At 61.9% G+C, this 23,556-nt stretch carries 25 protein-coding genes; 6 read left to right on the plus strand and 19 right to left on the minus strand.

The features are described 5' to 3' along the window. The first annotated feature begins 22 nt into the window (after nucleotides 1-22). The 5 genes from ASD32_RS13460 to ASD32_RS13480 all read left to right on the plus strand — a co-directional run bounded on the left by ASD32_RS13460 (nucleotide 23) and on the right by ASD32_RS13480 (nucleotide 6,089). Complete coding sequence (locus ASD32_RS13460; protein ID WP_060638660.1) at nucleotides 23-1,555, plus strand: aldehyde dehydrogenase family protein; 1,533 nt, start codon at nucleotides 23-25, stop codon at nucleotides 1,553-1,555. 53 nt (nucleotides 1,556-1,608) lie between these two features. After that, nucleotides 1,609-2,841, plus strand: coding sequence for a pyridoxal phosphate-dependent aminotransferase (locus tag ASD32_RS13465; RefSeq protein WP_060638532.1), 1,233 nt, complete (start codon nucleotides 1,609-1,611; stop codon nucleotides 2,839-2,841). A gap of 139 nt (nucleotides 2,842-2,980) precedes the next feature. Then, on the plus strand, nucleotides 2,981-3,532 hold the full coding sequence (locus ASD32_RS13470; protein ID WP_060638533.1) for a fasciclin domain-containing protein: 552 nt from the start codon (nucleotides 2,981-2,983) through the stop codon (nucleotides 3,530-3,532). Nucleotides 3,533-3,696: 164 nt separating this feature from the next. Next, on the plus strand, nucleotides 3,697-5,106 hold the full coding sequence (locus tag ASD32_RS13475) for a cytochrome P450 (RefSeq protein ID WP_060638534.1): 1,410 nt from the start codon (nucleotides 3,697-3,699) through the stop codon (nucleotides 5,104-5,106). Nucleotides 5,107-5,108: 2 nt separating this feature from the next. Next, the gene (locus ASD32_RS13480; protein WP_060638535.1) at nucleotides 5,109-6,089 is read left to right on the plus strand and encodes a hypothetical protein; all 981 of its coding nucleotides are present in this window, start codon (nucleotides 5,109-5,111) and stop codon (nucleotides 6,087-6,089) included. 15 nt (nucleotides 6,090-6,104) lie between these two features. Here ASD32_RS13480 and phnN read toward each other — a convergent pair whose 3' ends face one another. The 15 genes from phnN to phnG all read right to left on the minus strand — a co-directional run bounded on the left by phnN (nucleotide 6,105) and on the right by phnG (nucleotide 18,879). After that, nucleotides 6,105-6,680 carry a phosphonate metabolism protein/1,5-bisphosphokinase (PRPP-forming) PhnN gene (gene phnN / locus ASD32_RS13485; protein ID WP_060638536.1) on the minus strand — a complete coding sequence of 192 codons (576 nt, stop codon included), beginning with the start codon at nucleotides 6,678-6,680 and terminating at the stop codon, nucleotides 6,105-6,107. Beyond that, nucleotides 6,680-7,819 carry an alpha-D-ribose 1-methylphosphonate 5-triphosphate diphosphatase gene (locus ASD32_RS13490; RefSeq protein WP_060638537.1) on the minus strand — a complete coding sequence of 380 codons (1,140 nt, stop codon included), beginning with the start codon at nucleotides 7,817-7,819 and terminating at the stop codon, nucleotides 6,680-6,682. The genes phnN and ASD32_RS13490 overlap by 1 nt, the downstream gene beginning before the upstream one ends. Nucleotide 7,820: 1 nt before the next feature. Beyond that, the gene (locus tag ASD32_RS13495) at nucleotides 7,821-8,516 is read right to left on the minus strand and encodes a DUF1045 domain-containing protein (RefSeq protein ID WP_060638538.1); all 696 of its coding nucleotides are present in this window, start codon (nucleotides 8,514-8,516) and stop codon (nucleotides 7,821-7,823) included. Between the two features lie 95 nt (nucleotides 8,517-8,611). Further along, a complete protein-coding gene (gene phnE / locus ASD32_RS13500) occupies nucleotides 8,612-9,964 on the minus strand; it encodes a phosphonate ABC transporter, permease protein PhnE (RefSeq protein ID WP_060638539.1) in 1,353 nt (450 codons plus the stop codon). Further along, the gene (gene phnE, locus ASD32_RS13505) at nucleotides 9,964-10,884 is read right to left on the minus strand and encodes a phosphonate ABC transporter, permease protein PhnE (RefSeq protein ID WP_156383178.1); all 921 of its coding nucleotides are present in this window, start codon (nucleotides 10,882-10,884) and stop codon (nucleotides 9,964-9,966) included. The genes phnE (ASD32_RS13500) and phnE (ASD32_RS13505) overlap by 1 nt, the downstream gene beginning before the upstream one ends. A 124-nt stretch (nucleotides 10,885-11,008) precedes the next feature. Continuing rightward, complete coding sequence (gene phnD / locus ASD32_RS13510) at nucleotides 11,009-11,914, minus strand: phosphonate ABC transporter substrate-binding protein (RefSeq protein ID WP_060638541.1); 906 nt, start codon at nucleotides 11,912-11,914, stop codon at nucleotides 11,009-11,011. Between the two features lie 88 nt (nucleotides 11,915-12,002). Then, nucleotides 12,003-12,839, minus strand: a complete 837-nt coding sequence (gene phnC, locus ASD32_RS13515) for a phosphonate ABC transporter ATP-binding protein (protein WP_060638542.1) — start codon at nucleotides 12,837-12,839, stop codon at nucleotides 12,003-12,005. 141 nt (nucleotides 12,840-12,980) lie between these two features. Further along, complete coding sequence (locus tag ASD32_RS13520; RefSeq protein WP_060638543.1) at nucleotides 12,981-13,598, minus strand: DapH/DapD/GlmU-related protein; 618 nt, start codon at nucleotides 13,596-13,598, stop codon at nucleotides 12,981-12,983. Continuing rightward, complete coding sequence (gene phnL, locus ASD32_RS13525; RefSeq protein ID WP_060638544.1) at nucleotides 13,595-14,302, minus strand: phosphonate C-P lyase system protein PhnL; 708 nt, start codon at nucleotides 14,300-14,302, stop codon at nucleotides 13,595-13,597. The genes ASD32_RS13520 and phnL overlap by 4 nt, the downstream gene beginning before the upstream one ends. Nucleotides 14,303-14,366: 64 nt before the next feature. Then, on the minus strand, nucleotides 14,367-15,143 hold the full coding sequence (gene phnK, locus ASD32_RS13530; RefSeq protein WP_060638545.1) for a phosphonate C-P lyase system protein PhnK: 777 nt from the start codon (nucleotides 15,141-15,143) through the stop codon (nucleotides 14,367-14,369). 241 nt (nucleotides 15,144-15,384) lie between these two features. After that, nucleotides 15,385-16,263 (minus strand): alpha-D-ribose 1-methylphosphonate 5-phosphate C-P-lyase PhnJ, encoded by an 879-nt coding sequence (locus ASD32_RS13535; protein WP_060638546.1) that lies wholly within the window; start codon nucleotides 16,261-16,263, stop codon nucleotides 15,385-15,387. Continuing rightward, nucleotides 16,260-16,679 (minus strand): FosX/FosE/FosI family fosfomycin resistance hydrolase, encoded by a 420-nt coding sequence (gene fosX / locus ASD32_RS13540; protein ID WP_060638547.1) that lies wholly within the window; start codon nucleotides 16,677-16,679, stop codon nucleotides 16,260-16,262. The genes ASD32_RS13535 and fosX overlap by 4 nt, the downstream gene beginning before the upstream one ends. Continuing rightward, a complete protein-coding gene (locus ASD32_RS13545) occupies nucleotides 16,676-17,788 on the minus strand; it encodes a carbon-phosphorus lyase complex subunit PhnI (protein ID WP_060638548.1) in 1,113 nt (370 codons plus the stop codon). The genes fosX and ASD32_RS13545 overlap by 4 nt, the downstream gene beginning before the upstream one ends. Nucleotides 17,789-17,791: 3 nt before the next feature. Further along, complete coding sequence (gene phnH / locus ASD32_RS13550; protein WP_060638549.1) at nucleotides 17,792-18,412, minus strand: phosphonate C-P lyase system protein PhnH; 621 nt, start codon at nucleotides 18,410-18,412, stop codon at nucleotides 17,792-17,794. Then, entirely contained in the window at nucleotides 18,412-18,879 is a 468-nt protein-coding gene (phnG, locus tag ASD32_RS13555) for a phosphonate C-P lyase system protein PhnG (protein WP_060638550.1), read from the minus strand. The genes phnH and phnG overlap by 1 nt, the downstream gene beginning before the upstream one ends. A gap of 85 nt (nucleotides 18,880-18,964) precedes the next feature. Between phnG and phnF the strand changes: the two genes are divergently transcribed. After that, on the plus strand, nucleotides 18,965-19,702 hold the full coding sequence (gene phnF / locus ASD32_RS13560) for a phosphonate metabolism transcriptional regulator PhnF (protein ID WP_060638551.1): 738 nt from the start codon (nucleotides 18,965-18,967) through the stop codon (nucleotides 19,700-19,702). Between the two features lie 286 nt (nucleotides 19,703-19,988). Here phnF and ASD32_RS13565 read toward each other — a convergent pair whose 3' ends face one another. The 4 genes from ASD32_RS13565 to fba form a co-directional block, all read right to left on the minus strand. Further along, the gene (locus tag ASD32_RS13565; RefSeq protein ID WP_060638552.1) at nucleotides 19,989-20,828 is read right to left on the minus strand and encodes a fumarylacetoacetate hydrolase family protein; all 840 of its coding nucleotides are present in this window, start codon (nucleotides 20,826-20,828) and stop codon (nucleotides 19,989-19,991) included. 91 nt (nucleotides 20,829-20,919) lie between these two features. Further along, a complete protein-coding gene (locus ASD32_RS13570; protein WP_060638553.1) occupies nucleotides 20,920-21,465 on the minus strand; it encodes a gluconokinase in 546 nt (181 codons plus the stop codon). Beyond that, nucleotides 21,440-22,207, minus strand: a complete 768-nt coding sequence (locus ASD32_RS13575; RefSeq protein ID WP_060638661.1) for an SDR family oxidoreductase — start codon at nucleotides 22,205-22,207, stop codon at nucleotides 21,440-21,442. The genes ASD32_RS13570 and ASD32_RS13575 overlap by 26 nt, the downstream gene beginning before the upstream one ends. Nucleotides 22,208-22,261: 54 nt before the next feature. Next, nucleotides 22,262-23,308 (minus strand): class II fructose-bisphosphate aldolase, encoded by a 1,047-nt coding sequence (fba, locus tag ASD32_RS13580; RefSeq protein WP_060638554.1) that lies wholly within the window; start codon nucleotides 23,306-23,308, stop codon nucleotides 22,262-22,264. Nucleotides 23,309-23,556 lie beyond the last annotated feature (248 nt).

Consider the following 23,556-nt stretch of genomic DNA (forward strand, 5'->3'; position numbering starts at 1 on the left):
AAGAAACGGGAGTTTGCTCATCATGAACATTGCAACAAAGACGGTGAATGTCGTTCAGGAAACGGCCGCCCTTCTGGAGAAGCTCGGCGTCTCCAAGGATCTCTACACCGGTGGCGACATGGCCTCCTTCTCGCCGGTCACCGGCGAGCAGATTGCGAGCCTGAAGACGGTTTCCGCTGCTGAAGCCGCTGCCAAGATCGAAAAGGCCGATGCGGCCTTTCGCGCCTGGCGTCTGGTGCCGGCGCCCAAGCGCGGCGAACTGATCCGCCTGCTCGGCGAAGAACTGCGCGCCAGCAAGGCCGATCTTGGCCGTCTGGTCTCGATCGAAGCCGGCAAGATCACCTCCGAAGGGCTTGGCGAAGTCCAGGAAATGATCGACATCTGCGATTTCGCCGTCGGTCTCTCCCGCCAGCTCTACGGTCTGACGATTGCCACCGAGCGCCCCGGTCACCGCATGATGGAAACCTGGCATCCGCTGGGTGTCATCGGCGTCATCTCCGCCTTCAACTTCCCCGTCGCCGTCTGGGCCTGGAACTCGGCGCTCGCTCTCGTCTGCGGCAATGCCGTCGTCTGGAAGCCGTCGGAAAAGACCCCGCTGACTGCGCTTGCCAGCCAAGCCATCCTCGACCGCGCCATCGCCCGCTTCGGCGATGCGCCTGATGGACTGACGCAGGTTCTGATCGGCGACCGCACCATTGGCGAAGTCATGGTCGATCACCCCAAGGTTCCGCTGGTTTCGGCGACCGGCTCCACACGCATGGGCCGCGATGTCGGTCCGCGCCTTGCCAAGCGCTTTGCCCGCGCCATTCTCGAACTCGGCGGCAACAATGGCGGCATCGTCTGCCCGTCCGCCGATCTCGACATGGCGCTGCGCGCCATTGCCTTCGGTGCGATGGGCACGGCCGGTCAGCGCTGCACGACGCTGCGCCGCCTGTTCGTCCATGAGAGCGTCTACGACCGGCTCGTTCCGCGCCTGAAGAAGGCCTATTCGAGCGTGTCGGTCGGCAACCCGCTGGAATCCACCGCCCTTGTCGGCCCGCTGGTCGACAAGCCGGCTTACGACAACATGCAGAAGGCGCTCACCGAAGCCAAGGCACATGGCGGCTCGATCACCGGCGGCGAACGCGTCGATCTCGGCCATGCTAACAGCTACTACGTGAAACCGGCGCTGGTCGAAATGCCCAAGCAGGACGGTCCGGTCACCGAAGAAACCTTCGCGCCGATCCTATACGTCATGAAATACAGCGACTTCGACGCTGCCGTTGCCGATCACAACGCGGTGGGTGCCGGCCTTTCCTCGTCGATCTTCACGCTCGACCTGCAGGAAGCCGAGCGCTTCCTGTCGCCCGATGGCTCCGACTGCGGCATCGCCAACGTCAATATCGGCACATCCGGTGCTGAAATCGGCGGCGCGTTCGGCGGCGAAAAGGAAACCGGCGGCGGCCGCGAATCCGGCTCGGACGCCTGGCGCGCCTATATGCGCCGTGCCACCAATACGATCAACTATTCGAAAGCCCTGCCGCTGGCTCAGGGCGTCTCTTTCGACATCGAATAAGATTGGCGACATCGAATAAGATTGGCGACATCGAATAATCGACAGGATCGGTCATGACTATCAATACCAAGGTTGAGGAGGCGGGCTTTGCGCCCGCCTCGCGGATCTCAACGATCGGCGTTTCGCCGATCCTGAAGATCGGCGCCCGGGCGCAGGCTATGAAGCGCGATGGCAAGCCGGTGATCATTCTGGGCGCCGGAGAGCCGGATTTCGACACGCCCGATCATGTCAAGCAGGCGGCCTGCGAGGCCATCCAGAGCGGCAAGACCAAATATACCGCACTCGACGGTACCCCGGAGCTGAAGCAGGCGATCCGGGACAAGTTCTTACGCGAAAACGGCGTGTCCTACGAACCCGACGAGATCACCGTTGCGACCGGCGCCAAGCAGATCCTCTTCAACGCCATGATGGCGACGCTGAACCCCGGCGACGAAGTCATCATTCCGACGCCCTACTGGACCTCCTATTCCGACATCGTCGAGATCGCCGAGGGAAAGCCGGTCCTGATCGCCTGCGATGCTGCAGCCGGTTTCCGGCTGAAAGCCGAACAGCTCGAAGCAGCCATCACGCCGAAGACGCGCTGGGTGATGCTGAATTCGCCTTCCAATCCATCGGGCGCCGCCTACAGTGCGGATGATTACCGTCCGCTGCTCGATGTGCTCTTGAAACATCCGCATGTCTGGCTTCTGGTCGATGATATGTACGAGCACATCGTCTATGACGGCTTCAAGTTCGTCACGCCGGCAGCCCTTGAGCCCGCGCTGAAGAGCCGGACGCTGACCGTCAACGGCGTTTCCAAGGCCTATGCCATGACCGGCTGGCGCATTGGCTATGCCGGCGGCCCGCGCGACCTCATCAAGGCGATGGCCGTGGTACAGAGCCAGGCGACCTCCTGCCCGTCCTCGATCAGCCAGGCCGCCTCTGTCGCCGCGCTGAACGGGCCACAGGATTTCTTGGAGGAACGCACCGCAAGCTTCCAGCACCGCCGCGATCTGGTCGTCTCGGCGCTCAACGCCATCGAGGGTCTCGATTGCCGCACACCCGAAGGCGCGTTCTACACCTTCTCCGGCTGTTCAGGCATGCTCGGCAAGACCACGCCCGCAGGCAAGCGTATCGAGACGGATACGGATTTCTGCGCCTACCTGCTCGATGACGCCCATGTCGCCGTCGTGCCGGGTTCGGCTTTCGGCCTGTCGCCGTTCTTCCGCATCTCCTATGCCACCTCCGAGGCAGAACTGCGCGAAGCCCTTCAACGGATTGCCAAGGCCTGTGGGGCCTTGAGCTGAAGACATCGAGCCCGCCGGCCTTTGGCGGGCTTCTTTCCAATTTTCTAAATTAGAATGAAACCGGCGAAACTTATCCGGAAACGCCCCCGTTGCTTGCTTATCTGCAGAGACAGATGAACCAGAACCGGGAGAGAATTTCATGTGGTCTTCATTCGCCAAAACAGCATCACTGACAGTGCTGGCCGCCGGCATCGCCGGTAGCGTTTTCGCCAACCCGATGGTGGGTGGCGCTCCGATGTATGAAAACAAGAACATCGTCGAGAATGCCGTCAATTCCAAGGATCACACCACGCTGGTGGCTGCGGTCAAGGCTGCGGGCCTTGTCGATACGCTGGCGGGTCCAGGTCCCTTCACAGTCTTTGCACCGGTCAATTCCGCTTTCGACAAACTGCCGGCCGGCACCGTCGATACGTTGCTGAAGCCTGAAAACAAGACGCAGCTGACCAAGGTTCTGACGGAGCATGTCGTCTCCGGCAAGCTCTCCACCGCCACCCTGATGAAGCGTATCAAGGCGAATGGCGGCAAATATAACATGACTGCGGTGAGCGGCGATCATCTGACGGCCGTCATGCGCGGCAAGGGCATCTACATCATCGACGAAAGCGGCGGCGCCTCGAAGATCACCGTCGCCGACGTCAACCAGTCGAATGGTGTGATCCAGGTCGTCAACAAGGTGTTGCTGCCGAAGTAATCACCGCACGCAATTGCTGGGAAACCACCGGCCCTGCCGTCCCCGATGGCAGGGTTTTGTCTGCGGAAAGAATTTTGCGCTGCCGGAGTTTGCTGCTATCCGGTAGGGGTCGCCGACAGAATTCACAGAGCCGTCACCGGCCACAGACAGGGGCAGCCGGAGCAATGTTCTCCCGTTTACGGCCATCGACCGATATCATTGAAACGCTCCGGAAGAATTCGTTCGAGCCCGCCCATTCCGACTATTACCAGGGCAAGCCCGGCCGCCCGCTCAATCTTATCCTCAAGGCGCGCCATGACTTTCTCTCGGTCTGGCGCAGAGCCGATTACACCGATCGGGTCAGCGTCACGAAAATTTTCGGACGTCAGATCGTCGTGGTCAATTCCCCGGACGCGATCCGCTATGTGGTGGCCAAGCGCCACGACAATTTCGAGCGCAAGACGCCGCAGATGCGGCGCGCACTGGAATTTCTGTTGGGCGACGGGCTGTTCATTTCCGACGGTGAAACCTGGAAACAGCGGCGCCCGCTGGTCGCCGATATCGTTCACAAAAACCGCGTGCCGGCTTTCGGCAAGATCATGGAAAACACCACGAGCGAACTGGTGCAGCGCTGGGAATCGCTTCCCGACGGCGCGCCTGTCAACGCGCTGTTCGAAATGGCCGGGCTGACAGCGGAGATCATTTCCCGCGCCGTCTTCGGCAACGATCTCGGCGAAGAGGGCGCCAAGGCCGTCAGCGAGGGGTTCGAGAGCTATCAGTCGCTGATCGATTCGGTGAATATCGGCTATTTCCTTGGGCTCGACGAGGGCCTGCCCGTGCTGCGCACACCCAAGCTGCGCCGGTCCGTCTCGCGCATCCACCAGATCATCGACAAGGTGGTCGAAGACCATCTGGCCGGGCGCGGCGACGACAATTCGATGGTGGAGCTTCTGGTGCGCCGCCAGAAGCGAAATCCGGAACTGAAGCTCGACGTGGTGGCGCTGCGCAACGAAGCCGCAACCATCTTCATGGCTGGTCACGAGACGACAGCCGCCACGCTCACCTGGGCCTGGTATCTGATGTCACGCGCACAATGGGTCGAAAAATCGCTGCATGAGGAAATCGCCCGCGTCTGCGGCAACCGCACCCCGACGCTCGACGATATCCCGCAGCTGGACTGGTGCCGTGCCATCATCGAGGAAACGCTGCGCCTCTATCCGCCGGTGCCGATCCTCGCTCGCCAGGCAAAAGAGGCTGACCGGATCGGCGATATCGACGTCAAGCCCGCATCGCTGATCCTGATCGTGCCATGGCTTTTGCACCGGACCGAAGCCTTCTTCAAGGACGCCCATCTTTTCAAGCCCGAGCGCTTCATGAACGGCAGCAAGGCGATACCCTACAGCTACATTCCCTTTGCCAGCGGTCCACGCGTCTGCCCCGGATTACAATTCGGCCTGCAGGAAGCGATCCTGTGCCTGGCCATCCTTGCCCAGCGCTTCAGGGTGCGGGTCGCGGATAACACCAAGGTCGAGCCGCAATGCCGGCTGACACTGCGCCCACGCGGCGGTCTGCCCGTAACCTTGCACCGGCGGTGACGATGCGGCCGAACCGCGACCCAGCGCGAAAGGTCTGGATTTATGCTGAGCGCCAGGCGCCGCCGCTTGCCGGCTTCTGGAAGAACGCGGCAATCCGGAAAGCATGTCTGAACTATTGGGTGGTGACGCCTCTGCAGAATGCCTTTGATCTCGCGATGTTTTACGCGATGAAACTGCTGCCGGCGGATGTCTGCTCGGCACTCGGGGCGAAACTGGGTACCTTTTCCTTTCCCCGCTGGCACAAGGGCGCCATCCGTAAGACCCGCAGCAACCTGGCGCGCCTGCTTCCGGACCTGAACGAGGCGGAACGCGATGCCCTGATGTTACGCAATTGGCAAAATCAGGGCCGGCTGATGACGGAGTTCTCAGTCGTCAACCGGATGGCGGCGGACCGAAACCGCGTGACCGTGCATGGCGCTGAAAATCTTGTCGATGCCTCAAGGCAGGGCCCATTGATCCTGATGGGAGTGCACACCGGCAACTGGGAGCTCATCTGGCCGATCGTGCGCAGGCTGGGGCTTGATGCGGCCCTCAACTACGCGCCGCCGAACAGCACAGCGCGGCACTGGATTGCCAGACGCGTGCGGCGGCGGGCCGGCATTTCGCTGCTACCACCGGGCAAGAGCGCCGTCCGCCCGGCCCTGCAGCGCCTGAAGAAAGGCGGCACCGTCATCATCTTCTGCGACGAGGGATTGCGCGGAAAAATTCGCGGGCCGTTTCTGGGGCGCAAACCGCATGCCGATGGCAACCTGGCGCTGGTCGCAAGGCTTGCCCGCCTGACCGGCGCACGGATCTGCCCGGTCTATACACTGCGCGAAGATGGAGCGCAGTTCAGCTTTCATGCACAACCACCGATCACCCTCCCCCCGGAAAACAAACCCGGCGAGCGCCTGCTCGACGACGTCCTCGTGCTCAACGGGGTCATCGAGCCGGTCATCCGCGCCCATCTCGACCAATGGTACTTTCTCGACAACGCGCTCTGATACCAAGATATGACGTCAGCCTGCGGATCCGTGCAACTGCGTGACCAGCGCGGCAAAGCGCGAGCCCGCAATCTCAAGCGGCCCGCTATTGTCGATCGTCGTCACATCGGGCTCGTCGAAAATATCCGGCACCTGGCGCTTCAGCCGGTTGAGGATATCCTGCTCGCTCTCGCGCCCGCGGGCGACAAGGCGGCTTGCCAGGACCTGCGGCGAGGCGGTGATGTTGACGATCGCAACCCTTGGAAAGGTCTGGCGGAACTGCCCGAGAACGGCCCGGCTGCCATTGGCGATCAGGATCCTGCCCGCCCGCACCTTTTCCAGCGCATCCTGCGGAATTCCGTATTTCAATCCATGCGCCTGCCAGGCGACGGCGAAATCGCCAGCCGATAGCCGGCTATCGAAATCTTCACCGGAAATGCTCTCGTGATCCTCGCCGCCCGCGTCCGAAGGGCGGGTGATGATGCGGCGGACGAAATCGATGTCCTTGCGATCGGCAAAATGCTGCGCGACAAAACCGATGACGCTGTCCTTGCCGGCGCCGCTCGGGCCGACCACAACGACGATCGCGCCTGTCTGACCTTGCCCGTGCATCAGGCGACCCGCTTGCCTTCGCGCCAGACCGAACGGACGACCGGAATGCCTTCCAACCGCTGGACCCGGACGATATCGGCACGCAGGCCAGTGGCAATACGGCCCCGGTCGTCAAGCCCGACGGTGCGGGCAGGCGTCGCCGTGACCATGGCGAGCGCCTGCGGCAGGCTGACGCTTTCCAGTTCGTCGGACAACACGAACGGCGCGTGGATCAGGCTGAAAGGGACATAATCGGATGACAGCACATCAAGCACGCCGCGCTCTGCAAGGTCCTTTGCGGCGATATTGCCGGAATGCGACTTGCCGCGCACGATGTTCGGCGCACCCATGAGCACGCTCAGCCCGGCCGCATGCGAGGCTTCGGCCGCTTCGAAGCTGGTGGGGAATTCCGCAAGGCGAATACCGAAACCAACGGATTCCTCGACATGCGCCAGGGTCGCGTCGTCGTGGCTCGCAATGGCGATGCCGCGCTCGGCGCAGGCCTTGGCGATCTGGGTGCGATGCGGCCCGGCATATTTGGCCGACAGAGCCTGCTGGCGGTCGCAGAACTGTGCGAAAGCCTCGTCGGACAGGCCCCGCTTGGTCTTGTAGTAGAGCGTATACTGCTCCATCGTCTGGAATTGTCTCTGACCCGGCGCATGGTCCATCAGCGAAACGAGGCCGACCTGCGGATCGTTTTCAAATTCCACGAAATGATCCAGCACGTTGTCGGTCGAGACTTCGCAGCGCAGATGGATGCGATGATCGGCGCGGAGCCGATTTTCCCTGGCGGCCTGCGCCAAGGCGTTTGCCATGTCGCGCATCTCGCCCTGCTCGAAGCCGCCATCCTCGTCCGATCCCATGCGTAGGCAATCAAAGACGGTGGTGATACCGGAGGTGACGATCTGCGCGTCATGCGCCTGGATCGCCGCCATCTTCAGCCAGCGGACGCCGGGGCGCGGCGAGTAATGCGCTTCCAGATGGTCGGTATGCAATTCGACCAGGCCGGGGATCAGGTAATCGCCTTCGAAATCCTCGCCGGTGCGGCTGGTGCCTTCCGAGATATCGGCGATCTTGCCGTCGCGGATCAGGACCGAACCGTTGAGAATCTGGTTCTCAAGGACGATGCGGGCGTTGGAGAGAACGGTTTCTACGGTCATGTCAGGCCATCTTTCGGTGGGCGGCACTGAGCGCCGCAAGGGTGAGAACTCTGAACGGCGCGCCGCGCTCGGGCTCGATGCACAGCGCAAGGCCACGCACCGGCAGCGGGCCGCCGATCAGCGATGAAAAACGTGTTTCCAGATGGTCAGCGACCTCGTCCTGCCGCTCGGCCGGCACGGGCCCGGTCAGCGTCATGTGGAAGCGGAAGGCATCGAAGACATAAGAGTATCCCCAGTCGTGGAGATAGGTCCGTTCCGGCTCGGGCAGCGTTTCGGGCTTGCGCCGGGCGATATCCGCAGCCGAAAGCGGCGCGCGGAATGGCTCGAAGGCGCGCACGACATCGGCAGCCAAGCGATCCAGCGCATCAGCATTCCCATCGGGAACGAGAGCGAAAAACGATCCAAGCCGGCCGATCTTCAGACGCGGAATGGTAAAGGCCGGCGTTCCGGCGGCAAAAACGTCGAGCGCGCTGAGAAGGTCCGTTTCCGTTTGGCCACCGGCAAGATGAAAGGGTGCCTTCAGTGTCGCATGAAACCCGTAGCGCGCCGGCTCGGCGACGAGGCTCTCCCACCCATCCGGTCTTTGGCCGTCCGGCACCAGCGCCGTGCCGGTAAAGGCATCCCGGCCCAGCCAGCGCGCCGCAGCGTCCGTCAGCGGGTCATCTGCGGGAGGGGTGAAATAGAAGGCGTAACGCATGTTCATTCCATGAGGGCAGTAAAAAACGGGAGAGACGCAAGGCTTAGCGATTCATCGTGACCATACCGTGAAATCCCCTCTCCCGGTCACAAAAATCAATGCGCCCTTTCTCCGATCAGCCGCTGACGAAGGAAGGTCGAGAGATTGTCGAACAGGAAGACCACGATGAGGATCAACAGCACCATATAGGCAACCTTGTCCCAATCCGCATTGGTGCCCATGGCTTCCAGAAGCTTCAACCCGATGCCGCCGGCGCCGACAGCACCGATGACTGTGGCTGAACGGGTGTTGGATTCCCAGAAATAGAGCGACTGCGAAATGAACACCGGCAGGACCTGCGGTACGACGCCAAAGCGATTGACCGCGATCGGGCTGGCGCCAACGGATTTCACCCCTTCACGCTGCTTGTCGTCAACGTTCTCCAAAGCCTCCGCATAGACCTTGCCGAGCGCTCCGGCATCGGTGAAGAAAATGGCGGCGATGCCGGGGATCGGGCCGGGGCCAAAGGACCGGGTGAAAAACAGCGCCCAGATCAGCATGTCGATCGAACGCAGGAAATCGAATATCCGCTTCATGCCCCAGTTGGCAGCGCGATTGCGCGTGATGTTGCGCGCCGCGATGAAGGCCAGCGGAAAGGCGAAGATGGTGCCGAGCAGCGTGCCCACAAAGGCCATGACCAGCGTCTGCATCAGTTTGGACAGGATATCCGCATGCTGCCAGACGCCGTTGCCAAGAAAGTCGTCACGCATGTGGAACAGGTTGGACCGGGCCGAATCGAGGCGATCGCCGAAGGTCGCGAGGTAAGCAAGGTCACCCCAGCTCCTGCCCCAAAACTGCGACTTTGTGTCGAAGAAGAAGTTGGACCAGCCGAGGAAACGGCGCTGAACAAACACCTGGCCGGTGCGGATTTCCGCTTGGCCCTCGAAGCCGTAGCTGACAATGACTTTTGTCCCGTCCTGCTGGATGGCGGCCGGTGCATCGGCTGGCGCGGTAACGGCATCTGCGGCGATGGTGACGGGATAGACCGTGCCGCCAAGATAGACATCGACCTTCGAAGGCGTGATCTCAAGGCGGTCGTCGCGGCTGCCATAGGTAACGGTGTAGCCGCCGTTAGCTGCAGGCTGCAGCCAGTCGATATTGGCGCCGGCCGGGTATTGGCCGCGGCTCGACCATTGCGGACGCACCGTGCCGCCGTCCTCGAAACGCAAGCGCGGCTGGGCACGCCAGGAATACCAGTCCTGCAGGTACAGCGAGGCGCGATCCCAGCGGCCATTGGCAAAGGCAGGGCCGATCTGAAAGGCAAAGAAGCAGGCGACGAGATAGACAAGGATACCGCCGGCGATGAGCGCCAAACCGTAGCGCTGCATGAAGCTGCGGTGGAAGGCCTGCGGATAGGTGGCGAGCAGGCGCGCGCGTTCGGACGGATTGATCGACGGAACCGAGGACATCAGGCCGCTCCTCTGCCGAATTCAAAAGACTGGTGACCGGTCAGCCGGTGGCGCAGCCAACCCGAAAACTGGTCGATGATGATGATGCTGATCAAGAGAAGAATGATGATCGCATAGGTCTGAGCCGCATGATCACGGCCGATCGCCAGCCGGAAGACCTCGCCAATGCCACCGCCGCCGACAGCGCCGATGATGGTCGAGGCGCGCACGTTGATTTCGGCGCGCAACAGCGCATAGGACACGAAATTGGGCATAACCTGCGGCACGATGGCAAAACGCACCCGCTCGAACCAGTTGGCGCCGGTGGCACGCAGCCCCTCTTCCGGCTTCATGTCGGCATTCTCGACCACTTCGAAGAACAGCTTGCCGAGCGCGCCGATCGTATGGACTGTGATCGCGATGATGGCGGCGATCGGCCCGATCGAGAGAATGGCGGTCAGCAATCCGGCAATCACGATTTCAGGAAAGGCGCGCATAACTTCCATGATGCGCCGAACGACCCACCGCGTTACGCGCGAGCCGATGAGGTTCGTCGAGGCGAAGAAACACAGAAGGAATGCCAGCGCTGCACCGACAATGGTCGAAACCAGCGCGATATTGATGGTGATCGCCAGCTGATAGAAGAAATGAGGAATATAGAAGCCGTCGGTCAGATAGACCCGGTCGATCGTATAATTGTATTTCAGCGATCCGTCGGCATAGGGCGACGGCAGATCGAACATCGCGCGGATAATTTCCAGCGGGCTGTTCGGCACGAAATTCAGGATGAAATCGAAGAAATACGGCAGGCGATCGAAAAACTTGCCGGCATTCGCGTCATTGGCGAATTTCAGCGATGCGCACAGCACGATGAAAAACACCACGGCCGAGATGATCGTATAGATGCGGCGGGTGCGCAACTGCTGCTGATAATGCTGCATCACCAGGGATGCGGCCGGACCGAGCCCGCCATTGTTCTGTTTGCTGATCGCCGTCATGTGCCTGTTCTCGCTGCAGAATGGCGGCGCCTAAAAGGCGCCGCCGCGAAATGAGGTCAAGAGAGGATCAGCCGCCGATGACCGACTTACGGGCGTCGATGATCGTCTGGTAGAAGGCCTTGTTGACTTCGATATAGTCCTTGTTCTGGCCCTGCGTGTAGGCCTGGAAGCAAGCGAGGTCCTTCTTCGGCAGGTCCAGGAAAAAGGCCTTGACCTTGGCCTTCATGTCGGCCGGGACGGCGTTGTTGACCATCAGCGGGCCGTTCGGGATCAGCGGCGAGCGCCAGATTTCGACGATATCGTCCATGTCCAGATTGCCCTTGTTGACCATCTGATGGAGGTTGCCGCCGGTATAGCCCTCTTCCCACTTGCCGACGCCCGAACCGAAGGTCGTGCCGGCATCGAACTTGCCGTCGAGAACGGCGAGAACGAGGTTTTCATGGCCGCCGCCGAAGCCGGTTTCGGAGAAGTATTCCTTCACCGGAGCGCCGATATCAGCCGGCAGCGAGACGTTCGGAACCAGGTAGCCCGAAGTCGAATCCGGATCGGCGAAGCCGAGCTTCTTGCCCTTCAGGTCTGCGAGCGTCTTGATGCCGGAATCCTTGCGGGCAACCATGAGCGAATAGTAGCCGCTGGAGCCGTCCGAACCCGTATAGGTGAGGATCGGATCGACCGCATCGGGCTTCTGCAGTTCGATGGCGGCGTAGGAGGATGCACCCATCGTAGCGATGTCGATCGTGCCGCCGAGCAGGCCCTGGATGACGCCGTTATAGTCGGGCGACGGGAAGATCTGGACTTCCGGAACGCCGGTAGCAGCTTTGAGGCCATCCGCGACGCACTGCGTGTTGCGGATCTGGTCGGCTTCGTTTTCCGAACCGTCGAGGCCGATGCGCAGGACCTTGACGTCCTGGGCCATTGCGGACCCTGCGATGACGCTCAGCGCCACGGCAGCAAGAAGGGCTTTCTTCAACATGAGATAGTCTCCTGGTTTCCGGCCTGGCCGGAGTTCGCTTCTGAAATACTTTGCCCTTGACGCGGGCCAACGATCCCCGGGCGGACCCTCAAAGGCCCGCAAGTGCCACCGGTGAAGGATGGGTTGCCTTCCGATTGTCTTGCGACGGCGGAAGATTGATGCTGGTCGATGTCATCGATTCCTCGATTTCCGCGCCGCTGCCGTAGATTTCGGCGACAGCCTCCGCCGTCAGTTCGCGCGGCGGTCCATCGAACACGACGCGCCCATGCGCCATGCCGATGATGCGCTCGCAATAGGAACGGGCGGTGTCCAGCGTATGAAGGTTGGTGACGACGGTGATGCCCTCGCGCTCGTTGATATCGCGCAGCGCATCCATCACGATCTTGGCGTTGAGCGGATCGAGCGATGCGATCGGCTCGTCGGCGAGCAGCATCTTCGGCTGCTGCATCAGAGCGCGCGCGATGGCCACGCGCTGCTGCTGGCCGCCGGACAGCGTTCCGGCCGGCTGCATTGCCGTCTGCTCGATGCCCAAGCGTTCCAGGGCTGCCAGTGCAGCAAGGCGCTCGTCCTGCGTGAACAAGCCGAAAAGCGATGACAGCGTCGAGCGGTGATTGAGCCGGCCCAGCATGACATTGGTCAAAACATCAAGGCGCGGCACCAGGTTGAACTGCTGGAAGATCATGGCGCAATCGCGCTGCCAGTTGCGCAAGGCGGCGCCCCGCAGCGACGACACTTCGAGATCGCCGAAATGAATGGAGCCGGACGAGACGTCGTTGAGACGGTTGATCATGCGCAGCAGCGTCGACTTGCCGGCACCGGAACGGCCGATAATGCCGACCATCTGGCCCTGCGGAATATCGAAAGTAACCGCTTCCACGGCAATCTTCCTGCCGAATTGACGGGTTACATTCTTCAGCTGAAACATGAGCAGTCGTCCTCTGGCAGTGGCACCGGTCACCGGTATGCCCTTGCCATAATGGCGGTTGATGAAGGGGGAATGTCAGTTCGATGTTGTTTTTGTTACAGTCCACAATCCCCGCAAAGGCGGGGATTGGCGCCGCAAATATCAGGCATTGTGACGGGCAAGGAATGCGTCGGCGTCGAGCATTCTGAAGTCATCGAGTGCATCGCGCAGCTTGGCGTGATCCCAATCCCACCAGGCGAGCTTCTCGAAACGGCCGGCGATCTCCTGGCCGAAGCGCTCGCGGATCAGCTTTGCCGGAACGCCGCCGACGATGGTGTAGGGCGCCACGTTCTTGGAGACGACGGCGCCGGAACCGACGACCGCACCATTGCCGATCGTGACGCCGGGCAAAACGGTGGCCCCATGGCCGATCCAGACATCGTGGCCGATAACGACACGGTTTTCACGCCGCCAGGCAAAGAAATCCTGCTCCATGTCGGCATCCGGCCAGTAGTTGGAGGCGCGATAGGTGAAATGGTGCAGCGTCGCCCGCCAGGTCGGATGATTGGTGGCATTGATACGCACCGATGCCGCAAGATTGGCAAATTTCCCGATCGTCGCACACCAGATCATGCCGTCGCGCTCGATATAGGAGTAGTCGCCGAACTCGACCTCGTCGATGCGGCAACGCTCGCCCACTTCCGTATAGCGCCCAAGGGTCGATTGATTGACAGTGGCGGTCGGATGGATCGTCGGCTCCACACTCAGTTTCTGGCTCATGCGGCGGCCTTTCGCGGCGAAAAGGCGGAAACATCGAGAATGCGGTCGGCGACGGCATCGCGCACTTCCTCGTCATGGAAGATCCCGAGCAGGGCAACGCCCTCGGCCTTCTTGGCCGCGATCATTTCGACCACCACCCGGCGGTTCGTCGCATCCAGCGATGCCGTCGGCTCGTCGAGCAAAAGGATGGCATGGCCGGTGATGAAGCCACGGGCGATATTGACGCGCTGCTGCTCGCCGCCCGAAAAGGTGGCCGGCGGCAACTGCCAGAGTTCGCGCGGCAGGTTGAGCTTGGCCAGCAGTTCGGAAGCCCTCTCCCGCGCAATAGCCTGATCGAAGCCGCGCGCCAGCAGCGGCTCGGCAACGACATCGAGGGCCGACACGCGCGGGACAACACGCAGGAACTGGCTGACATAACCCAGCGTATCACGCCGGACTTCGAGCACCGCACGGGGGGCCGCCGTCGCCAGATCGACCATATGGCCCTGATGTTCGATCAGGATCTGGCCGGCATCGACGGCGTAATTGCCATAGAGCATCTTCAGGATCGAACTCTTGCCGACCCCGGACTGGCCGCCGAGCACGACGCATTCGCCCTTCTTCACCGAGAAGGACACACCATTGACGACCGGCAGGCGGATACCGTCCCGAAGGTGCATGGTGAAGCTCTTGGCGACTTCGGAGACAACGAGGGGTGTCGGCATGACTATTTCTCCTTTTGGAGTATGGTTTGGTCCGAGAACCGGTTCCCGCTTTTCGCACCCATGCTCAGACCTGCAGAATGGAGGAAACGAGAAGCTGGGTGTAGGGCTCGCGCGGATCGTCGAGCACCCGGTCGGTCAGCCCCTGCTCGATCACCAGACCGTCCTTCATCACCATCATCCGGTGCGACAGAAGCCTGGCAACGGCGAGGTCATGGGTGACGATGATGGCCGACAGACCGAGGTCATGGACAAGGCCGCGCACCAGATCGAGCAGGCGCGCCTGCACCGAGACATCCAGGCCGCCGGTCGGCTCGTCCATGAAGACGAGACGCGGGGACGTGACGAGATTGCGGGCGATCTGCAGGCGCTGGCGCATGCCGCCGGAAAAGGCTCGCGGCTGGTCGTCGATCCGGTCTTCCTCGATCTCGACGCGGCGCAGCCAGTCGGCCGCCGTGGCGCGGATATTGCCGTAATGCCGGTCTCCGACCGCCATCAGCCTTTCGCCGACATTGGCGCCGGCCGACACGGTCATGCGCAGCCCGTCCGCCGGGTTCTGATGCACGAAGCCCCAGTCGGTGCGCATCAAAAACCGCCTCTCGGCCTCGCCCATGCGGGCCAGATCGCGGTACTGACCGTCGCGCATATGATATTCGACCACGCCCGAACTCGGCATCAGCCGCGTGGAGAGACAGGAGAGCAACGTCGTCTTGCCAGACCCGGATTCGCCAACGATGGCAAGGACTTCACCGGGCCATAGCTCGAAGGACACATTGCGGCATCCAATCCGGCTGCCGTAGAATTTCGAGACATCGTTGACTTTGAGAAGGGGGACGGGGGTCATGGGGCGGTTTCCATGTTGAGCGAGAACTGCTGTTGCGGGCGGATGGACACCGCGTGCTCCCTCTTCTCCCCAGCGGGGAGAAGTGCCGAGCGTAGCGAGGCGATGAGGGGGTGGTTCGGCAAAGCCGGAGCCAGAGAGAGGTGGCCTTCGGCACCCCTCATCCGGCGCTTCGCGCCACCTTCTCCCCGCTGGGGAGAAGAGGGAGGCTGCGGCAGGCTCCAGGCACAGTATTCCACCCCCCTCATTCCGCGGCCTCCTGGCGGGCCAGCATTTCGCCCGCATGCCCGTGTTCGCGGCGATCCTCGCAGTGGTCGGTGTCCGAGCAGACGAACATGCGGCCGCCCTTGTCGTCGAGAACGACTTCATCGAGATAGACGTGCTCGGCGCCGCACAGCGCACAGGGCTTGTCGAAATGCTGGATTTCGAAGGGATGATCCTCGAAATCGAGGCTGACGACGTCGGTATAAGGGGGAACCGCATAGATGCGTTTTTCGCGGCCGGCGCCGAACAGCTGCAAGGCTTCCGACATGTGCATTTTCGGATTGTCGAACTTCGGCGTCGGCGAAGGGTCCATCACGTAGCGGCCTTCGACCTTGACCGGATAGGCATAGGTCGTGGCGATATGGCCGTTGCGGGCGATGTCCTCGTAGAGCTTCACATGCATGAGGCCATATTCTTCCAGCGCATGCATCTTGCGGGTTTCGGTCTCGCGCGGCTCGAGAAAGCGCAGGGGTTCGGGGATCGGCACCTGATAGACCAGCGTCTGGCCGGCCGTCAGCGCTTCCTCGGGAATGCGGTGGCGCGTCTGGATGATCGTCGCCTCGCGGGTCCTGGTGGTCACCGCGACATTGGCGACCTTCTGGAAGAAGGCGCGGATGGACACCGCGTTGGTGGTGTCGTCGGCCCCCTGGTCGATGACCTTGAGAACATCCTGCGGCCCCAGAATCGCCGCCGTCACCTGAACGCCGCCGGTGCCCCAGCCATAGGGCATCGGCATTTCGCGCGATGCGAAGGGAACCTGGTAGCCGGGTATCGCAATGGCCTTCAGGATCGCCCGGCGGATCATCCGCTTGGTCTGCTCGTCGAGATAAGCAAAATTGTATGTGGCAAGGTCCGTCATTCGGCTGCCTCCTTCAAACGGGAATAGGTTTCAAGCCGCCCGGCAAGTGTGCCGGTATGAAGCTCGAACAGATGGTTGTCGGCATCGTGGAAATAGATCGAGCGGCCCTCGCCTTCGACGCGCGGACGCGGCGGCATGACGTCGAGATCGAGCGAGCGGATGCGTTCCAGATAGACATCGACATCCTCGTCGCGGATCTTGAAGGCGACGTGGTTGTACGTGCGTTCACTCAGGCTCTCGCCCTGCATGATGGCGATCCACAGATCACCGATCGTGAAGAATTTTTCCGCTGACAGCGAAAACTGCATCTCATCGCTGGCATAGACCTGCTTGGCGCCAAAGACGGTCTGCAGGATGTCGGTCATCCGCTCGAGATCGCTGACGACGAAGGTGATGTGGGAGAGGTCCTCGATCATTCGGCCGCATCCCGGATTGGCTCGTTTTTCTCCACGCCGTTTCGCGCGTCATATTCGGCGCGCATGCGGCGGACGAGATCGAGTTCGGCCTGGAAATCGACATAGTGCGGCAGTTTCAGATGCTCGACGAAGCCGGTCGCCTGGACATTGTCGGAATGCGAAATGACGAATTCCTCGTCCTGCGCCGGGGCGACGATATCCTCGCCGAACTCTTCGGCACGCAGCGCCCGGTCGACCAGCGACATGGCCATCGCCTTGCGCTCGCTCTGGCCGAAGACCAGGCCATAACCACGGGTGAACTGCGGCGGGTTCTTGGCCGAGCCCTGGAACTGGTTGACCATCTGGCATTCTGTGACCTGGATGGGCCCGAGCGACACGGCAAAACCAAGCTCGGGAATATCGAGCTCGACGTCCACCTCGCCGATACGCACTTCGCCGACGAAGGGATGGGTGCGGGCATAGCCGCGCTGGGTGGAATAGGCGAGCGCAAGCAGGAAACCCTCGTCGCCGCGCGCCAGCGCCTGCAGGCGCAGGTCGCGGTTCAGCGGAAATTCCAGCGGCTCGCGGGTAAGGTCGCCCGGCACATGATCTTCCGGCATCTGGCCGTCACCCTCGATCAGGCCTTCGCCAGCGAGGATGTCGGAGACCCGCATCATCGAGCCCTCGTCTGCCGTCCGGCGCAACGGCTCGTCAACCGGCGCGTCGGTGAGAAGCGACGGGTCCAGCAGGCGGTGGGTATAGTCGAATGTGGGGCCAAGCAGCTGGCCGCCGGGCAGATCCTTGTAGGTCGCCGAAATCCGGCGCTCGATCTTCATGTTCGCCGTATCGACCGGCACCGACATGCCGAAACGCGGCAGCGTGGTGCGGTAGGCACGCAGGATGAAAATGGCCTCGATCATGTCGCCGCGCGCCTGGCGCACGGCGAGAGCGGCGAGTTCACGATCATAGAGCGAGGCTTCCGCCATGACCCGATCGACGGCAAGCCCGAGCTGGGCGACGATCTGGTCGATCGAGATGGAAGGCAAAGACCGGTCGCCGCGGCGGCGGTCTGCGAGAAGCTGGTGTGCATTGGCGATGGCGGCTTCGCCGCCCTTGACAGCAACATACATGGATCAGACCTCCCGGCGGCGAAGTTTCGTGGTGCGCGGCAGGCACAGGACATCCGTGCCGGCAACGAGGATCAGATCGACGCCCCGGGGAAACAGGCCCCGGTTTTCAGTCCAGAGCGTCAGGAAGATGTCCGGCAGGCCCTTGGGGGCTATGACGGTTTCATCCTTGATGCCGGGACCCGCAGCGGTAAATTCGTCTCCGCCGGTCAGCGCGGCGATCTCGATCACCAATGTGGAGGAGCGATCGGGATAGTCCTGCGTGCCCTGCGCAAACTGGTCGAAACCGGGAACGATGCCACCAGCCTCGATGAAGACGAACCGGGCGTCCGGCTTGATATCCGTCACCGGTGCGCTGGTATGGAAGGACAGCCAGGCGGGGACGGCGGATTGTTTCAGCGCAGGCGTCAGCCATACCGGCGTGCCGTCATCGCACAGCGTCAGCGCGATCGCCCCGGCACCGCCACCAAGCGGCGATGGCGGGGTGGCACCGGCGCCGAGCGGCAGGACCGTGCCCGGCCGCGCCATCGCGTCCATCAGCGCGCGAAACACCGATTGCGACTGGAAGACCGGATCGGTGAATGCGCCGGCATAGGTGCTGGCATGGATGTCTGCGTGAGCGCCCATCAGTTGTCTCCCCGGACCATGGTGAAGAAATCGACCCGTGTGGCCGCTGTCTGTTCGGCATGTTTGCGGTCTTCGGCATCGATGCGGCTTTCCACCGCGCCGATCAGGCGTTCGACCGCAGCGCGATATTCGGGCCGCTGGTTCAGCGCATCGAAGATCGCGGCGAGGCGCGCTTTCTCCCGGTCGTTGCCGAGCAACTGCCCATGGCCGATCTCTCCGGAGGCAAGGCGAACGGTGGCCCGGCTGACCGTCGCTTCTCCAAGATTGAACGGATCGCCACCGCCGCCGACGCGGCCGCGCACCATGACCAGCCCGGTTTCAGGACCGCGCACGGGATGCACCTCCGGCTGCGGCTCGATCGCCTGCCAGCCCGCTTGCAATTCGGCCACCGAAGCGCGCGCGAGCAGCTCCATTGCCCGCTTGCGGGCGTTCGTCGCCATGCCGGTATTTTCTTTGATCGCGTCCATTGCTTCCGTCCGAAATGTCTATTAATGTAGACAACTATACATCTGATATCCTGCTTTTAGAACCCCCATATGACGGGCTTGTGACATGAATGCGAAAAAAGCGGTCGAGCGCCAAACCGGCGTCGCCCTCTGGCGCCAGATCGCCGATCTCATCCGGCTATCGATCAGCAATGGTGATTATGATCAAACCGGCATGGTGCCGCCGGAAACGGTGCTTGCCGTGCAATTCGGCGTCAACCGCCACACGGTGCGCAGCGCCCTGGCAGCATTGGGGGATGAGGGCCTGGTCCAGGCCATCCAGGGCCGGGGCACGATGATCCAGCGCAAGGAGCGGCTGAGTTTCCCGATTTCGCGGCGCACCCGCTTTTCGCAAGGGCTTGGCGATCAGGCCCGCGAGACCGAGGCGAAACTATTGAACAAGGCAACTCTACCGGCCGCAGGCGACGTCGCGAAAGGACTGAAGGTTGATCCCGGCGCGCTCTGTATCCAGCTCGATCTGGTCAGCAGCGCCGACGGGCGGCCGGTCTCCTGTTCCACCAGCTTTTTCCCGCAAAGCCGGTTTCCGGCCATGGCCGAACAATTCGAACAGCTGCATTCGATCACCAAGGCCTTTGCGGCACAGGGCCTGGCGGACTATGTGCGGGTCTCGACCGAGCTTGTCGCCCGCCATGCCGATGCGTCAGAACTGGCGCTGCTTCGCCTGTCGCCCGGCGCCATTGTCATCGAGGCGACGGCCATCAATGCCGATCCCGGCGGTGTGCCCGTGCAGTTCTCCCGCACCCGCTTCGCCGCCGACCGCGTCAAGCTGAAGATCGAAACCTGAGAGATGAAAAAGGGCTGACAAAGTCAGTTTTCCAGGAATGTTGCAGGTCATTTGGGAAATTATGCGATTGCCAAATATTTCCATCATTCCTGTGCTCGTCACAGGAATCCAGTCAGCTCAAGTCCTTGAGCTGAAAGAGTCTTTTGACCCGACAGACGTCGGGTCGCTGGATCCCCGCCACAAGGGCAGGGATGACGGAGACTGTGAATACCGCTCTCAACAAATAGCCGAATTTTGGTCTCGCAGCAATCTGAGGGCGCGGCGCCAAGCCCCTATGGAACTGCCGTCAAACGTCGGCGACGAAAGTCTGCTTCTGCGTGCCGAGGCCTTCGATCCCGAGTTCGACGACATCGCCGTCTTTGAGATACTGCGGCGGCTTGAAACCCATGCCCACGCCGGGCGGCGTTCCCGTCGAGATGATATCGCCGGGATGCAGGGTCATGAACTGGCTGAGATAGCTGACGACATGCGCGACGCCGTAGACCATGGTCTTCGACGACCCGTTCTGCTTGCTGACGCCATTGACGGTCAGCCACATCTTCAGGTTCTGCGGATCGGCAACCTCGTCTTTGGTCACCAGCCATGGGCCGGTCGGGCCAAAGGTGTCGCAGGACTTGCCCTTCGTCCACTGGCCGGAACGCTTGGTCTGGAAATCGCGCTCGGAGACGTCGTTGATGACGCAATAGCCGGCGACATGCTCCATCGCATCCGCTTCCGATACGTATTTCACCTTTTTGCCGATGATCACGCCCAGCTCGACTTCCCAGTCCGTCGCTACCGATCCGCGCGGGATGAGAACATTATCGTTCGGGCCGGCGATGGCAGACGTCGCCTTCATGAAGATCACCGGCTCCGGCGGCACCGTGGCCCCCGTCTCGGCGGCATGGTCGGCATAGTTCAGGCCGATGCAGATGAATTTGCCGGTACCGGCGACGCAAGCGCCAATGCGCGGGCTGCCGCCAACCAGGGGCAGGCTGCCAATATCCAGGCCATCAGCCCAGCCCATGTCGCTGATCGCATCGCCGCCGACATCGGCGATAACGCCGCTGAGATCCCGGATCTGGCCATCCGTGTCGAGAATACCCGGTTTTTCGGAGCCGGCCGGCCCGTAGCGCAAAAGTTTCATTTCTTCTCTTCCCTTGAAATCCAGACAATCCTGCCGCCTGACAAATCAAAGGCGGGCAGCGTTGTAAAGCGCTTTCGCCCCAGGCGCGGCCTCAGCGCGCCGGCAAATCTTGCAATCCGGCGAGAGCCTTCTCAACGATACCGGCCAGCGGCAGATCGACATCGACGGTCACGACGCCGGGTTCGCCCGTCGGGGGCTCAAGCGTGGCAAACTGGCTGTCGAGCAGCGATGCCGGCATGAAATGCCCGGCGCGGGCCTTCATCCGCTGGTCGAAAACCGCCCGCGATCCCTCCAGGTAAACGAAGGCCAGACGCCCGCCGGCCGCAGCCCGCAACCGGTCGCGATAGATTTTCTTCAGCGCCGAACAGGAGACGATCACCCGCTCGCCGCGCGCGACACTCTCACCAATCAGGCCGCCGATGAGATCGAGCCACGGCCAGCGATCCTCGTCGGAAAGCGGGATACCCGCCGACATTTTGGCGATATTGGCGGGCGGATGCAGGCTGTCACCCTCGATGAACCGGCAGTTCAATGCATTCGCCAGCCGCTCGCCGACCGAGGTCTTGCCGCAGCCGCTGACGCCCATGACGATGACCGGCAGGCTCGGCGTTTCAGAGAGAGGTTGTGATACCGCCATCGACATAGAGCGTGTGTCCGTTCACGAAGGAAGACGCGTTGCTGACGAGAAAGACTGCCGAGCCGACAAGCTCTTCGACATTTCCCCAGCGCGCTGCGGGTGTACGCTTTTCCAGCCAGTCTGAAAACTCCGGATTGTCCACCAGCGCCTGATTGAGCGGCGTCCGGAAATAGCCGGGCGCGATCGCGTTGATCTGCAATCCGTGCCGGGCCCAGTCGGCGCACATTCCGCGCGTCAGGTTCCTGACCGCACCTTTGGTCGCGGTGTAGGGCGCGATGCCGGGCCGGGCAAGTTCGCTCTGCACCGAGGCGATATTGACGATCTTGCCCCGGCCCCTCCCGATCATGAAACGGGCAACGGCCTGGCTCACATAAAAGACGCTGGAAATATTCGTTGCCAGCAGCTGTTCCCATTTGTCGGCGGGAAAGTCTTCGAGCGGCGAGCGGAACTGCATGCCGGCATTGTTGATCAGGATATCGATCGCGCCGATTTCGCTTTCGATAATGCCGACAGCCTCAGCCGCAGCATCGCGGCTGGTGACATCGAAGGCGGCGGCATTGGCAACATGGCCGTTGTCCCGGAGAGCGGTAACGGCGGCGGCGACCTTTTCGGCATCCCGGCCGTTAACGACGATCTCGGCGCCATGCGCCGCAAGCCCCTCCGCCAGCGCAAACCCGATACCCTGGCTGGAACCGGTGATCAGCGCGCGCCGGCCGGCCAGATCAAACAGCGGAAAGCTCATCAGTTTGCCCTTAAAGCGGGATGTGGCGGAAGCACCTTCCGCCACCATGCGTCTTCAGACCGCCTTTGAATAGGCCTTTGCCATGTCGGGCAGACGCTTGACGCGGATTTTCGATGCCTGTCCCGCCGCATTGAAGGCAATGAAGCGCTCCTTGCAGACCTCGACCATGCGGGCCGTCGCCGGCTTCAGGTAGTTGCGCGGATCGAAATTGTCCGGGTTTTGCAGGTGATGCTTGCGGATTTCGCCGGTGAAGGCGAGGCGCAGGTCGGTGTCGATATTGACCTTGCGGACCCCCAGCGGAATGGCCTTCTGGATCTCGGCCAGCGGAACGCCCCAGGTCTGCTTCATCTGGCCGCCAAACTCGTTGAACAGGTCCTGCAGGTCCTGCGGCACCGTGGACGAACCGTGCATGACCATATGCGTGTTCGGCAGGCGCTTGTGAATCTTGGCAATCGTGTCGATCGACAGGATTTCGCCATCCGGTGCGCGGGTGAACTTGTAGGCGCCGTGGCTGGTGCCGATGGCGACGGCGAGCGCATCCACGCCGGTCTTTTCGACGAAATCGAAAGCCTGCTCCGGATCGGTCAGCAATTCCTCGCGCGACAGCTTGCCTTCGAAGCCATGGCCGTCTTCCTTTTCGCCGGCGCCCGTTTCCAGGTTGCCGAGACAACCAAGCTCGCCTTCGACCGATACGCCGGCGGCATGGGCGATCTTCACCACTTCGGCGGTGACATCGACATTATACTCATAGGAGGCGATCGACTTGCCGTCGGCCAGAAGCGAGCCGTCCATCATGACGGAGGTAAAGCCGTTGGTGATCGCCGAAATGCAGGTCGACGGCTGGTCGCCATGATCGAGATGCAGGCAGACCGGGATATGCGGATATTCTTCGGTGGCACCCAGGATCAGGTGACGCAGGAAAGCATCACCGGCATAGGCGCGGGCACCGCGGCTGGCCTGCAGGATGACCGGAGAATCCGTGGCATCGGCGGCGCGCATCACGGCCTGAATATATTCCAGATTGTTCACGTTGAACGCGGGCAGCGCGTAGTTGTTTTCAGCGGCGTGGTCCAAAAGCTGCCGCAAGGTGATCAATGCCATCGTCGAAAGTCTCCCATTGTCTCAGCGCCATCCGTCCTGATCATGATGACGCATATGTTATTCTCCGCCTGAGCAGAAGCACTCCCCACAAAAGCCAACTGGTATCGCGACCAGGCCTCCTGGCGAATTGCGGGGCGGATTTGCCTGGCACCATAATTGATGATCCGGGTTTGGCAACCGCCGCGCAAAGCGAAATGCGAGTGGCCAGCGTACGGAAACGTTACAGGTCGAGCCCGAGAGGCAAATTA

This window comes from Rhizobium sp. Root483D2 (assembly GCF_001426685.1).
Classification (GTDB): Bacteria; Pseudomonadota; Alphaproteobacteria; order Rhizobiales; family Rhizobiaceae; genus Pararhizobium; species Pararhizobium qamdonense.